This window comes from Dysosmobacter welbionis (assembly GCF_005121165.3).
Taxonomy (GTDB): domain Bacteria; phylum Bacillota; class Clostridia; order Oscillospirales; family Oscillospiraceae; genus Oscillibacter; species Oscillibacter welbionis.
Genome location: NZ_CP034413.3, coordinates 1,024,453 through 1,037,293 on the forward strand (window position 1 = coordinate 1,024,453; position 12,841 = coordinate 1,037,293).

The window sequence follows — 12,841 nt, forward strand, 5'->3', positions numbered from 1 at the left end:
TGCCAAAGACATTCGACCTCAATGGTTTTCTGCTGTTCTCTGCGGGTGGAAGCGTCGAACAGCGGCAGCACCCCATTCCGGGGCTGATGGCTGTATTATCATCCTCTTCTTTACGAGCCTTACTCTCAGGACTTTTGTCGGTTGCAACAAGACATACTGGACATGACCGATTTATAGCCTCCTGCGGGTGCATCCATCTCAAACCGCACTACCGCTCTTTACCGGGCTTCGCACACATCACATGACACTGTGATATGCGTGCCGGAGTCTCAGAGTTTTTGTTACCCGTCACACCGGGTCAGGCAGGTACTCCCCCTGCCAAATCAAGCATAGAGTTCAGATTTCTTATGAAATCTGCCTTGTTTTATTGCGTATTTCTACGCAGATTGTCAAGGAACAAAGCGCACCCGCCCCAGAAATAATGGACTTTACCCAAGAGTTGATACGCCGTCAGCACAACTTGCCTACGTTCCGCACTAAGGTCGGCGGGAAGATTCTCCATAATTTTCGCCACATTCTCCGGGCTGAGTTCGATATTCTGATAACTTCCCGTCAAAGCCATGAACAGTTCCTGATATTTCGGATGCATGAGTTCCTCTAACAATCTGCGCTGTTCCGTGTTGAATTGGTACTCATCCGCCATTTGCAGGTGCGTTTTTATTGTGACGGTGATATGCAAAATGACCGTATCCGCTTCATCTTTGCCGCCTGGTACTATTTCCGTCCAATAAGTAATGGTGTTCATGTCCCAGAAGATTTCACGAAGGATCTCCATTTTTTCTTCGGTCAGCGTAGCGACCTCATCCGGCGAAGCGTTGTCCGTGGTGGTCCGCACAGCATAAACGGCCAGCACATCCCGCCAGTTGGAGATCATGGCGGCGCTGCCGGCGTTGTCCATATCCAGTTCGTCATGCGGGTTCTCTGTCTTGATCTGTTCGATCCGGGCGGCGAACTCGCCGTTCAATACGCTGACAGCTTCCGGCATGGTGTAGCCGGTACCGCTGTCCTCTCCGGAGAAAAAGATCCCAAAAGGCGACACAATCAGAAGTCCAATCAGGCAAATCACCAGCACCATGGCTATGGCTGTACTCCCACCAGCCGCTATTGCCGCAAGCAAGCTCTGGGCAGCGGCAATGATGGAGCGCAGCGCGCGGCCCGCCGCCTGCGCGGTTTTCTGCGTTGCGGTTTCTGCCGCTTTTGTCATCTGTTGCCGTTTGGCCATCTGCATGGCCGCTTCTCTGGCAGCGTGTGTTCTGGCCGCAGTCGCATGGACGGTGGATGAGTGCATGGCCTGTTCAGAGGACAGCACAGCAGATTTGCTGCCCTCACGCGCTTTTGGCGCGATCCCCGCAGCGTGATTTGGTGTTTTCAGTTCGGGGAGTTGGTGCTTCTTTGGCTGCTGGATGCCGCCGCGCTCTTTGATTCTGCCCCTGCTGGTTGGCTCGAAACCTTCCGTACGCAGCGAATCACCACGCAGATCATCCTGGTGCCGGAACCGCCGCTCTGCCCGCCTGCGCTGCGCCTGCTGGCGGGACGCTTTGCGGCCCTGCTCTTGAATGAATGTCTGCTGGCCCTGCCGCTTCGACTCAGGCGCTGACGTTACAGCGGTCTCGCCCTGTGCGCTGATATAGGCATTCTTCGTCTTGACTGCCTGCTTCATAGCCGCCTGCCGTGCCTGCTCCCGCACTGGCGGTGAGGGCGCTCTTACCCTCGCCGCGTCAGTCTCTCTGGTGCGGATGACAGGCGGCACGTTGCTGTTGGAGCTGGGGGCAGAGGCGTCACCCTGGGGTGACGCGCTCTGCTCCGTGTTTTTCTTCTTGCGCTGCTTCAGCAGTTCCTTTTCGGCGCGGTGCAGGCCACTGGCGGCGGTGTCCTCAATGGCGTCGCCGCCATATTCATCCCGCCGCCCCTGCTGGGCGGTATCCCGGAGCTGAGTCCGCAGACGCTCCGAGCCGTCATCCAGCCCCTTGCGTAAAAGCTCCTTTGGAGCGGATACAGCTTTCTCTTTGACACGCTCACTCAGCGCCGGTTTTTCTTTAATTTTCTCCATGGGCTATCACGCAGCCAGGTCCGAGGGCTTTGTGGTCATCAAGCGGTAGAGCTTGTTCTTGGGAAAATGATCCACGAAAGGCACGATGGCACTTCCGCACTTGATGAGGCCCCGGCCGGAGTCTACATTGGTGATGTAGGAGAGCTGGTTGTCTGAGATATTCAGCAGACGCGCCAATTCCTCCCGATCCGTTGCCGCCTGATTCAGCATGATGAGAAATTCGCTGTTGGCCAGCATGGTGCGGGCCGTGTGAGACTGGAGCAGGTCTTCGATATTCTGGCTGATCCCCGTTCCGCACGCCTGATACTTTCTCATACGCTTCCAGAGTGTGAACAGGAAATTGGCGCTGTACTCATGCTGGAATAGCAGATAGATCTCGTCGATATAGATCCAGGTATTCCGCTTCAGCCCGCGGTTGCGGATGATGCGGTTGAAGATGCTGTCCAACACCACCAGCATACCTACCGGCAGAAGCTGCTTGCCAAGGTCTCGGATATCATAGCAGAGGATACGGGCATTGGTATCCACGTTGGTGGGTTTTGCAAAGGTGTTCAAGCTGCCCTCCGTAAACAATTCGATTGCCAGCGCCACATCCGTGGCTTCTTTTTCCGGCTGGCGGAGCAGCTCCGCATGAAAGTCCTGCAGGGTCGGGGCCTGCCCCTGATACCCGCCGCGGATGTATTCCCGATAGACCTGGGCGGTACAGCGGTCAATGATGGACTTTTCCTTGGCAGACAGCTTCCCGGCGCCGATGAGCTGCTCACAAAGAGACAGCAGAAACTCAGATTTCAGCACCACGGGATTCTCGCCGTCACCGTAGCCCTGCTCCATATCCATGGCGTTGATATGGTTGGGTGATGTGGCGGAGATGTTGATGACCTGACCGCCCAGCCCTTCTACCAGCGGGCGGTACTCGGATTCAGGGTCAATGATGATAATATCATCGTCGGTAGACAATGCCAGCGACACCATCTCCTTCTTGGCACTGAAGGATTTGCCGGAACCGGAAACACCCAGAATGAAGGCGTTGCCATTGAGAAGCTGCCTGCGGTCCGCTACGATGAGATTTTTGCTGATGGCGTTCTGTCCGTAGTACACGCCGCCCCGGTCCCAGATCTCCTGCGCCTTGAATGGCATCAGCACAGCCAGTGCCTCGGTGGTGAGCGTGCGGAGGGCGTCGATGCGGCGCAGACCCAGCGGCAGCGCCGTCACAAGGCCGTCTGCCTGCTGCCAGTTCAGGGTTGTGAGTTGGCAGAGGTGCTTCCGGGCAATGGACTGCAGCGTTTCCGTGTCACTGTCCAGTTCCTCCTTGCTGTCCGCCAGATGCACCAGCGTCACCACGGCAAACATCATCCGCTGGTCGCGAGTGGTGAGATCGTCCAGCATCTCACGGGTCTCCTTGCGCTGTTGTTCCAGGTCATAGGGCACAACTGCGGAAAAATTGTTGTTGCTGTTCTGTCTGCGCTGCCAGTTGGTCACATTGGTCTCCACGCCCAGCAGGCGGTTCTGCATCTCCCGCACCGCCTCGTCGGTAGGGACAGGGATGATGTCGATAGACAGCATAAGACTTCGGTTCAGGCTGGTAAGCTCATTGATCATGGAGTCTTTGATGTAGCTGGCATACTCCTTCAGAAACAGTACCCGGCCATACTTATTGCCCATGACAAAGTGGTCTTTCTTAAACTCCATGCTGTCCGGACAGACGGCGTCCTTGAAGGAACGGCCACGCTTCATGCAGTCTGTTAGATCCAATTGGAACTGCGTTTCTTCACCCACGCGGTAGAAATCATGAAGGATGCGGAGGCGCTCCACGGCATCCAGTTCCTCACAGCGGGAGTCCATGTGATTGAGTCGGGAAGTCACATCATTGACTGTGCGGTCAAAAAAAGTACGGGCTTCCTCGATATTTTTCTTATGCGCCGACAGGGTGATATAACGCTCCTGTACCACGCTGTTGGAGGAATCGGTAACCTTATCCAACAGCATGGCGTTATACTCCGCCCGTCCGCCGTCCAGAAAATCTCCGTGAGCAGGAATGAGGATTTCCTGTTCAAAGTTGCGGCGGTTCAGGCGCTTATTGTTGATGGTGATTTTTGTAGTAGAGCCGGTATCCAGCGCGTTCAGCAGTTCGGAATAGCTGAGAAACATAGCTGTCTTATCCTCTTTGGATGCAATGGCGTAATTGATATCGCTGAATCGCAGTGTCTTGGAATACTTGCTGCCAAACTGAAAGACCCCATCCGGCCAGAGTCGCCGGATGGGGATGGTGTCCTGTACAGATCTCGGTACCTTGAATTGTTCTTTGTCCTGTTTTAACGTTGTCTGCAGGGTTTTAATCAAGATTCAATGCCTCCTTCACAGATGAGTATGCCATCAGTTTTGCGTACATATTTTCCGATTTGAACACAAGCCGTTTTGGGGTGAGAAATTCCGAGCGAAAAAACGCCAATAAAAATTGTTCCAGATTCATGCCGTTGTACTGGAAAAAACCGCCCAAGGCAAATGGGAACGCGGCCAGAATGCAGACCCAGCCGATCTCGCCATTCCCCAGCACGGGGCGCAGTCCAAAATAAACGCCTACCGCCACGGCTACCGCCAACAGGGCAAATAAAAACTGCCGCAGTGACAGTCCAAAAAACAAACTTTCCTGATAGTTGCGCACTTCCTTGTTGATGCGTACCTCCAATATATCAACTCCTTTTGAGAATTGGCATACAGCCTCTTGTATGATCGGCACGGCTATGGTAACATAGCGCCGTATCCAAAACTGAGAGGAGGCTCTTTGCATGCCGGTCATTCTTTTGAGCATAGCAATGCTCATCATCTCTATCATTTTCAAGTTGGCCGCCGTATTTCGCTTGACGATTCCGCTGCTGTATGTGGTCGCTATGAATACATTTTGGCGTAGTTGGTATCAGGCACACCAAAGCCTGGGTGATATTATTTTCTTTGTCCTCCTTGGTCTGGTAGTCCTGTCTTGGATCATTTCTCTGGTTCGGAAGATACAAAGCATCTTCCAGAAGCGCCAGGAAGAAAAAGACCTGGAGAGTATTGTTCGCTATCGTATCCGTGAGCAGCGAAGAAACGATGTGCAGCCGGATGAGCACGGCGGCTATGCCATGGACCTGAGCGACATTGAATTGTCTGACGATGAGGATTAACCCAGGCCCATCAGTTCCCGGATGATCCGGTCGCTCATCTTGATGGCCCCCACCAGCACCAGCATATTGAAAATCAGTTCACCTACATAGTTCCACACAATGGTGGCTGCCGCCAGCGTATCGTCCGCAATGGCAGGCGGTGAAGACGCAAACGCCGAAAAAATTACACAAGCCAATATGATGACACAGCCCTCCAGACAGATGGCGGCATAGCTTTTCAAAAAGGCTACGCCTATACTGCTGGAGGGCTGTCCCGCAAAACTGGCCAGCGGCACAGGGGCGATGGCCGTTGCGATATAGAGCTTAAAAAAACGGCTATACACCGTCAGGATCATCACAAGGGACAGAACCCAGATAAAAAGGGAGCCCAACAGCGTCACCGCCCATAAGGGGATAGAATCGAAAAAGCCAACATCCTCGATGATGCTCGCCATCTCGTCCGGCAGCGCTGTTGCCGACATGGCCGTCAGGCCAGCCGAGTCGATGATCGTTGTCGCCATGCCCTGGGCTACCCGAAAGGCCCCTGTCATCAGTTCCATGCCCCAGGTCACCGCCGCCTGCGCCAGCACAAAGCGGATGAAGCACTTGAACGCCAGTTCCGGTTTCTTCATCTCCGCAAAGCTGCCGCAGGTTTTTACAATGCCCATAACAAAAAACAGCACCAGCAGCGCATATCCCACCGCTTTCAATCCGCCGTTGATGCCGACGATGACATTCCAGATACCGCCGCCTTTGAAATTCTCCGGCGATGTGGTGATGAGCTGCCAGATCTCCTCCAGCCTGCCGTTCCACATCTCCAGCGCGGAGTTCAGGTTGTCAATGATCCAGTTTCCACTTCCCATTCAAAATCACCTCCAACTAAAGATTCAAGATTGAAAAAATATGTTACAAATGCTATACTGCATTTGGCCCCAAGAGGCACAATGGAGAGAGCCATCGGATAGCAGGGCGACCATATATGGGGCAATTGTCACTGCCTATCGCGGAGGTGTTGCCGATGGTTTCGGATTTTCTAACAGTCATGTCCTTTGTAGTTCTCGTAACAGCAAAGTCGTTATTTAATTCTTGCTCTCCTGATTGTCTCTCAAATGATTAAGAAAATGCTGTGGATCTGTGATGGCCCACAGCATTTTTCTTATACTTAGCCGGTGATAAGGGTAAGGATTTCCTTGGTAAAGGTGATCACAATGCCGCCTGCTACGGTGAGCATACCGTTGGCGCGCTGGGAGGGATCATGGCTCTTGAGAGACAGGCCCACCTGCAGGATGCCGAACCCCAGTAGGATAAGGCCGATGGCGCGGATGAGAGAGAAAATAAACTCACTCAGATTGTTGACCACCGTCAGCGGGTCGTCCGCAGCCAGCGCGGGAACTGCGGTAACCGTCATCACCATGGCTGTACAGGCAAGGACGGCGTAGACGCGCTTTGCCTTTCTTTCAAAGTTCTTGGTTTTCAGATCATGTTTCATTATGCAGCAGTCTCCTTTTCATCGTTTTGATCAAATCGGAACAGCGGTTCTCCCGGCAGGGCCGGTGCCGCTGTTCCATGGTGGATATAGGGCGGTGCGCCGCCGTCCATGGTGTAGCGGATGGCAGGGTGATTCATGAGCTCGTATTTCAGATCCAGCACCGGTCTGGCCCCGCGGATGAACAGGATACAGTACCGGTTGTCCAACATCCGCACCTCATCCGGGGTCAGCAGTTCTCTGCCGCTCATCTGGAAGTTGGTGGAGTAGGAACCGGAGCGCCCCTTCGTCTGCCCATGGGTCTTGGTGTCGATGGTGGACTTGCCCAGGGCCTCCGAAATGTACTTGTGGGTACTGCTCTCGTTACCGCCGAGGTAAAGAAGGGTATCCGAGTTGCCGGGGATGGTTTCCCACGAATCCTTATACAGTTCCTTGATCTGCGCCATGTTCTGGATGATGGTGCTGCAAGAAATATTTCGGGAGCGCATGGTTGCCAATTCCCGCGGCAGACCGGGCAGATTGACAGACGGAGCCTCGTCCAAAATAAAGTGGACATGACACGGCAGCGCGCCATGGTGGATCTGGTCAGCACAGTAGTACAGCGCTTGAAATATCTGGGAATACAGCAGGCTGACGAGGAAATTGAAGGTCGTATCATTATCCGGGATCACGGCATAGAGGGCACATTTTTTCTCTCCCAGGGTATACAAGTCCATGTCATCATGGTCGGTGATGGCCTTGATCTGCGGCAGATTGAATGGGGCCAGCCGCACAGCGGCGCTTACCAAAATACTTTTCGCTGTCTTGCCAGAGACAAATTGTCAAGGACTTTTTAATCAAATTCACAGAAAACTCACAAAAGGTGCCAGAAGCACTGTATGGCTCCTGACACCTCATTTAACAGATTACATTTTTCCGTTCAGCAGGTCTTTGCAGAGATACGCATAGTCTGGCAGCTGGTTGATATATGGCTCCCAGAGCCGCTTGATTTCGGCTAACTCCAGCGGGTCGGCTGCTTCCAGTGCATGATCGTTGCCAGTCATATATAAAACATCCGTAGCAACATCATCCAAACACTTGCCGCAGAGATCGGCGGCAGATTCTATCCTGATACCGGTATCCACATAGACTGGATTTACGCCAATCGTCAGCCAGACATAGCCCACCTTGTCCGACCAGAGCAATTCAAAATCAGGGCTTTGCCGCAGATGTTCCGCAAAGACTTCCTTTACTCGCTCAATTTCATGTTTCTCTTTTTCTGTGTAAAGCATTTTCATGTCCTCCTTGACAAAAATTTTGGTGCGTACCATCATCAGTTTAGCACAAGGCGGCTTAGTTTATCAGTCTGTCACATCTGCTGAATTTCATTTTTGAGCATACGCTTGATTTTATCGCTCATGGTTTCTGTGCTGGTATTGCTGAAATGGACATGAACCTTGTAGGTCGTCTTGCCGATTTTCTTTACCATCGCTGGCGTGTTTTCCGGCGCTCTGGCCGCAGCAGCGGCGTCTGCCATCTGCATAGTACGGGGTTCTTTGTTCATAGCGCTCCTTTCTCCGAACGGGTCTGTGCCGCCCGGTAAAAAATCAATCGTGCTTACTGTTTACAATGTCTTTTGCTGCCTGTCGGGTGACACCGGCATTTTCTTCCCGGAAATTCTTCCCGTCAAAGAGGATCGGCGCACACCGTTCCAAAATACGGTCATAGATACGGGCGTGGGCCAGATCAGGCGGATTTTTCAGCTCGGACAGTTTCAAGTTTGTTGTGATAATCATGGGTCTTCGGCTGCGATAGCGGCTGTCGATGACGAAAAACATCTGCTCCATAGCATATTCGGTACTGCGCTCTACACCCAGATCGTCAATGATAAGCAGGTCATATTCGTCAAAGCTGGCAATAAACTCTGACCTGTCCTCAGAGAACATCCCTGTCAGGCGGTTCAGAATGGTGGGGAAGTTCGTCATCAGCACCGGCACATCCTGGTCAAGTAGAGCGTTGGCAATACATCCGGCGAAAAAAGACTTGCCGGTTCCCACATCTCCAAACAGTAAAAGCCCGATATTGCTCTTATATGCCTCTTTCCAGTTCTCCACATAGGCATGAGCCTTGTCCATCAATGGGTTTTGCCTGTTATCATTGGAAAATGTGTAGTCGTACAGATAACGGTCTTGCAGGCCCTGTGCCTTTCGGCGTTTGATACGCTCCATGCGGCGCTGCCGTTCTTCAGCAGCCTTGCGCTGCTCCTCAGCCTCCCGCTGGCACTGGCAGATGCAGTGCGGCATAAAGTAGCCGGATTTCCCGAAGCATGGCACAACGGTCTGCCTCTGGCCGCCGCATTTCTTACAGTGAATGAGCCCGTCTGACGGGTCTATATACTCGTCCTCAGCCAATTCCACACCGGCAGCTGCCTTGTCGATGAATGCCCGGATTTCTGCGGTAATCTCAATCATACAGTTTCATCCTCCTTTACGCTGTAATCACGGTTGCGGGTGGGCGGGGCCGCCTTTTTCGCGTCCTCACCGGCCCAGCGCCGGATGGTGGCGGCATGGCTCTGATACCGCTTACCGGTAGAGGCCATGTATTCGGACAGCTTTTCGATGTACTGGCCCCATACAGTGGGAAAACTGGCCTGCAAGTCTGCCAGTTCCTCGTCCGTCAGGAAAACATTCTGGTAACGGCCATAGGCGCGGGCGGAGCATCCCTTCTCTATCTCTCTCTTTATCTCTATCTCTTTCTCTAACTCTATCTCTATCTCTGGTGGACGAATGTCGGACAAATGTCCGCCGTTTGTCCGGGGCGCAGAAAGAGCCTTGTTTTGGAGCCTCGCAGCCCGCTTTCGCTCAGCCTCGGTGGAGGACTGGCCGATTAAAAGTTCGATGTTGCTCATGTAGAATGTGCCGCTGTCCAGCACTTCCACAAGGCCCAGCTTCAAAAAGATCTGCAAGGCTCTCTCCACAGTGCCGATCTGCTGGCGGGTGATGGTGGCGATCATCTGCGCCGTGTAGGGGATGTCCTCGTCAAGCTGGAGCCGCCCGCCATGTTTCAGCGATTTCAGATACAGCTTGAGCAGAATGTTGGAATACAGCACACCGTCCTGCATACTTTCCAGCAGCACGATGGAATCATCGTCAAAATAGTTTTCTTTGAGTTTCAGGTAATAATATTTTCGGTTGTCTGACATAGGGTTCCTCCTTGGGGTTTCTCTTGGGATTCTGTACGCATTTTAAGGCTATTTTAGGGGGCAGAGGATAAATCTATCAGACTGCCTTTGACACCCCCGAAAAAAGCCTTGATTTACAAGGGTTTTTCAGCCCCTAAAGCGTGACATTTCTCCCGTTGTTTCCGCTTGCGCTTTGCGGCGTTGATCCGCTTCATGCGTGCGGCACATTCCGGGCAGTATTTGGCTCGGTTGGAACCGGGGGTAAACAGCGCCCCGCATACGGAGCATTTCTTAGCATTCAGCCGGTGGAACAGTGCCGTTTCCAGTTCCTTATCCTGCGGCAATACCGCCGCCCGAAACCACCTGCACAACAGGGAGTAGGAAATAGACTGGACACAGACACATTCTTCCCCATCGTCCAGGGCGATACAGTTTCCGTCGATGTAGTTACAGCACTCATGCACCAGCCTCCGCACTCTGCGGTACTGGCGGTAATCCATGACGGGGATAGGTTCAGACTTATTGTTCTTCATAAATGATTTCTTTCATAAAGCCGGCAACCTCCTCAAATGAATTTATTATTAAATATTCGTGCAAAGTATTGTTTTCTTCGTGCAAATGGCATATACTATAATTGCCAGCAGAAAGGGGTTGATCGTATGGCTGGAAATACCACAAACATCAGTATCCGCATGGACGCAGATTTGAAAGCGCAGGCGGACGCACTGTTTACTGAACTTGGCATGAACCTGACTACGGCGTTTAACATCTTTGTGCGCCAGTCGCTTCGTGAAGGCGGCATTCCCTTTGAAGTAAGGCTGGAACAGCCGAACAAAGAAACGGTTGCTGCCATGCTGGAAGCGGAAAGGATTGCAAAAGACCCGTCTGTAAAGGGCTACAATGACCTTGACGAGTTGTTTGCTGACCTGAAAAGATGAAAGAAACCAAATATACCGTCAAGTACACGACCAGTTTCAAAAAAGACTACAAACGAGCCATCAAGCGTGGCTTGAAGATCGAGCTGCTGGAGCAGGTCGTAGCGTTGCTGGCGATGGGCGAACCGCTGCCGGATAAGAACCGTGACCATGACCTGTCCGGCGATTGGGCAGGCCATCGGGAATGTCATATTCTCCCGGACTGGCTGCTTGTCTACCGCATAGAAGATGATGTTCTGGTGCTGACGCTGGCCCGCACCGGCACACACAGCGACTTGTTCGGCAAATAAACCGACTGCCGCCGTATGGGGAAACCTGTACGGCGGTTTTTCTGTGTGCAAAAGGGTGTCGTGAAACGCGACGCACCTAAAAGGAGTACGCCAAAACGCGGTAGCCCTTACCGCTCCGGTTCCCGGTCGTGAGGTTTGTCCAGTTCCTGTCGGGACAACTGCTCGGCGGTTTTGCGGAGCCGTTCCACTGCTTTCAAATCCTCCCGCATGGCTTTCATGGCAAGCGTGTCCGTCTGCTTTCCAGCGGCCAGCTGGTCAATTTCCAGCTGCCATGCCTTTGGGGTGATTGCCTCGCCGCTGTCTTTCAGTTCTTTCAGATACCGGGCCGCTGCGTCATACAGAATCAGTTCCCGGCTGTGGCGCTGTTCAAACTGTTCCCGTTTTTCCGGCTTTACTTTGGCAAACTGCTTGTGGATGGACTTGTACTGGTTGTACTGTTTCCACATCTCCCCGCGCTCGGTAAGGGTAGTGATCCGGCGCTCGGCCTTGACGATCTTTCCCCGCAGGTCATAGTAACGGCTGTTCATATCAGCGATTTTTTCATGAAGCTGCTGCATAGACTGGATGCCGTTTGCCTGTAAAAAGCTGAATAGTGCAGCGCTTTCCTGCAAAGCCCGGATTTTGCCGGTGCGGGTGCGGGGAGCGTTCAACTGCTGCTGGGCTTCCCACAAGGCGGTCAAGCTGCTTTGCTGCGTTTGTGGTTTTTCCGCTTCGTCTTTCGACCAGAGATAAAGACGGGTAATGCGGGCTTTGATTTCTTTCAGCAGCTTGTTGTCGGCGGCGATCTGCCGGTTTACTTCACCCTTGTCGGTGCGGATGCCGCGCTTTTCCATTTGGCTGGCGGCTGGCCCCAGATGGACAGAGGGAATCTTATCAATGCCCTGCCGCTTGTAGCTGCGGTGGTCTACCAGGGCGGGATGACCGGCGGCCTCCAATGCCCGGTTGGTGCAGGCCGCCCATGCCGCCCGCCAAATCTCCACATTTCCTTTGTCGTTCCAGTCGGTGGTGTCCTCCCGGTGGTTCTTCCAGCCGCCTTTCCCGTCCGGGATACGCTGGCCGTTTTCGTCCAGGTCGTATGCCTTGCGGCACTTTGCGCCCCACTGTCCATTTTCTTTCAGAGGCCGGAGCGTCAGCATGATATGGACATGAGGGTTGCCGGTTCCCTTGTCATGGATAGCAAAGTCGGCGCACATTCCTTTGTCTACAAAGTTGTCCTTCACATAGGCACGCACAAGGGCAAGCTGCTCTTCGCCGGACAGTTCACGGGGCAGGGCTGCTTCAATCTCGCGGGCAAGCTGGCTGTCCCTTGCTTTCTCGATTTGCTCCACGCTGTTCCAGAGGATAGATCGGTCTGCAAATTCCGGCGGCGCGTGGGCAGGCAGCATGATCTCCGCATGAACAATGCCGCCTTTCCGGGTGTAGTCGTGGGTCATGCCGTCCCATTCATTTGTCAGCTTGGTTCCGCTGCGGTAAGCAGCTGCGGCAACAGCAGAACGGCCTGCGCTGCGCTTGATAATACTGACGGGGATATGACAGAAATCTATGGGTGGCACCTCCTTTCGGCGGGGATATTTCAGGCTCCGTGGAGCCGAACAAACGCGAAGCGTGTGTTTGGCTGCGCGGGGCGCACAAGGGGTTTGGGGAGTGTAGCGCCCCATCGCGGACGAAGTACGCAACAGCCCCCGGCAGGGCGCACAGCACCGGCAACGGTGTATAAGTGCGCCCTATCCCAGAACTCGGATAGGGCGCATTATCCCAGATATTCAATTATCCGAGGAAA

Annotated in this window: 14 protein-coding genes and 1 pseudogene; 3 read left to right on the forward strand and 12 right to left on the reverse strand. The window is 53.4% G+C overall.

All coding sequences use genetic code 11. The features are described from left to right. Positions 1-364 precede the first annotated feature (364 nt). From EIO64_RS05340 to EIO64_RS05350, 3 genes are read right to left on the reverse strand one after another with little or no spacing between them, the layout of a single operon-like run. Positions 365-2,050, reverse strand: a complete 1,686-nt coding sequence (locus EIO64_RS05340) for a hypothetical protein (protein WP_136890963.1) — start codon at positions 2,048-2,050, stop codon at positions 365-367. 6 nt (positions 2,051-2,056) lie between these two features. Beyond that, positions 2,057-4,390: a VirB4-like conjugal transfer ATPase, CD1110 family gene (locus tag EIO64_RS05345; protein WP_136890964.1), complete on the reverse strand. Its 2,334-nt coding sequence runs from the start codon at positions 4,388-4,390 to the stop codon at positions 2,057-2,059. Further along, positions 4,383-4,736, reverse strand: a complete 354-nt coding sequence (locus EIO64_RS05350; RefSeq protein ID WP_136890965.1) for a PrgI family protein — start codon at positions 4,734-4,736, stop codon at positions 4,383-4,385. Before EIO64_RS05350 ends, EIO64_RS05345 begins: the two co-directional genes overlap by 8 nt. A 100-nt stretch (positions 4,737-4,836) precedes the next feature. Between EIO64_RS05350 and EIO64_RS05355 the strand changes: the two genes are divergently transcribed. Then, positions 4,837-5,211 carry a molecular chaperone GrpE gene (locus tag EIO64_RS05355; protein WP_181446425.1) on the forward strand — a complete coding sequence of 125 codons (375 nt, stop codon included), beginning with the start codon at positions 4,837-4,839 and terminating at the stop codon, positions 5,209-5,211. Here the strand turns inward: EIO64_RS05355 and EIO64_RS05360 are convergent. The 8 genes and pseudogenes from EIO64_RS05360 to EIO64_RS05395 all read right to left on the reverse strand — a co-directional run bounded on the left by EIO64_RS05360 (position 5,208) and on the right by EIO64_RS05395 (position 10,369). Beyond that, positions 5,208-6,053: a VirB6/TrbL-like conjugal transfer protein, CD1112 family gene (locus tag EIO64_RS05360; RefSeq protein ID WP_136890966.1), complete on the reverse strand. Its 846-nt coding sequence runs from the start codon at positions 6,051-6,053 to the stop codon at positions 5,208-5,210. The genes EIO64_RS05355 and EIO64_RS05360 overlap by 4 nt on opposite strands. 299 nt (positions 6,054-6,352) lie before the next feature. After that, a complete protein-coding gene (locus EIO64_RS05365; RefSeq protein WP_136890967.1) occupies positions 6,353-6,679 on the reverse strand; it encodes a formate hydrogenlyase in 327 nt (108 codons plus the stop codon). Beyond that, positions 6,679-7,497: pseudogene (locus tag EIO64_RS05370) on the reverse strand (VirD4-like conjugal transfer protein, CD1115 family); the annotation flags it as partial. The pseudogene EIO64_RS05370 and the gene EIO64_RS05365, both read right to left, overlap by 1 nt. An 84-nt stretch (positions 7,498-7,581) precedes the next feature. After that, positions 7,582-7,947, reverse strand: a complete 366-nt coding sequence (locus EIO64_RS05375; protein WP_014080225.1) for a hypothetical protein — start codon at positions 7,945-7,947, stop codon at positions 7,582-7,584. Positions 7,948-8,024: 77 nt separating this feature from the next. Beyond that, complete coding sequence (locus EIO64_RS05380; RefSeq protein WP_015521917.1) at positions 8,025-8,198, reverse strand: transposon-encoded TnpW family protein; 174 nt, start codon at positions 8,196-8,198, stop codon at positions 8,025-8,027. Between the two features lie 64 nt (positions 8,199-8,262). Beyond that, entirely contained in the window at positions 8,263-9,126 is an 864-nt protein-coding gene (locus tag EIO64_RS05385) for an ATP-binding protein (RefSeq protein ID WP_005933545.1), read from the reverse strand. Continuing rightward, positions 9,123-9,857, reverse strand: a complete 735-nt coding sequence (locus tag EIO64_RS05390; protein ID WP_112091012.1) for a phage replisome organizer N-terminal domain-containing protein — start codon at positions 9,855-9,857, stop codon at positions 9,123-9,125. Before EIO64_RS05390 ends, EIO64_RS05385 begins: the two co-directional genes overlap by 4 nt. A gap of 113 nt (positions 9,858-9,970) precedes the next feature. Then, positions 9,971-10,369 (reverse strand): cysteine-rich VLP domain-containing protein, encoded by a 399-nt coding sequence (locus EIO64_RS05395; protein ID WP_055153539.1) that lies wholly within the window; start codon positions 10,367-10,369, stop codon positions 9,971-9,973. Positions 10,370-10,495: 126 nt separating this feature from the next. On the opposite strand from EIO64_RS05395, the gene EIO64_RS05400 reads away from it, so the two are divergent. Together EIO64_RS05400 and EIO64_RS05405 are read left to right on the forward strand one after the other, a co-directional pair. Next, positions 10,496-10,774 (forward strand): type II toxin-antitoxin system RelB/DinJ family antitoxin, encoded by a 279-nt coding sequence (locus tag EIO64_RS05400; protein ID WP_005924829.1) that lies wholly within the window; start codon positions 10,496-10,498, stop codon positions 10,772-10,774. Further along, positions 10,771-11,061, forward strand: coding sequence for a type II toxin-antitoxin system YafQ family toxin (locus tag EIO64_RS05405; RefSeq protein WP_002596328.1), 291 nt, complete (start codon positions 10,771-10,773; stop codon positions 11,059-11,061). The genes EIO64_RS05400 and EIO64_RS05405 overlap by 4 nt, the downstream gene beginning before the upstream one ends. 107 nt (positions 11,062-11,168) lie before the next feature. On the opposite strand, the gene mobQ is transcribed toward EIO64_RS05405, so the two are convergent. Then, on the reverse strand, positions 11,169-12,614 hold the full coding sequence (gene mobQ / locus EIO64_RS05410) for a MobQ family relaxase (protein ID WP_112091013.1): 1,446 nt from the start codon (positions 12,612-12,614) through the stop codon (positions 11,169-11,171). Between the last annotated feature and the right edge of the window lie 227 nt (positions 12,615-12,841).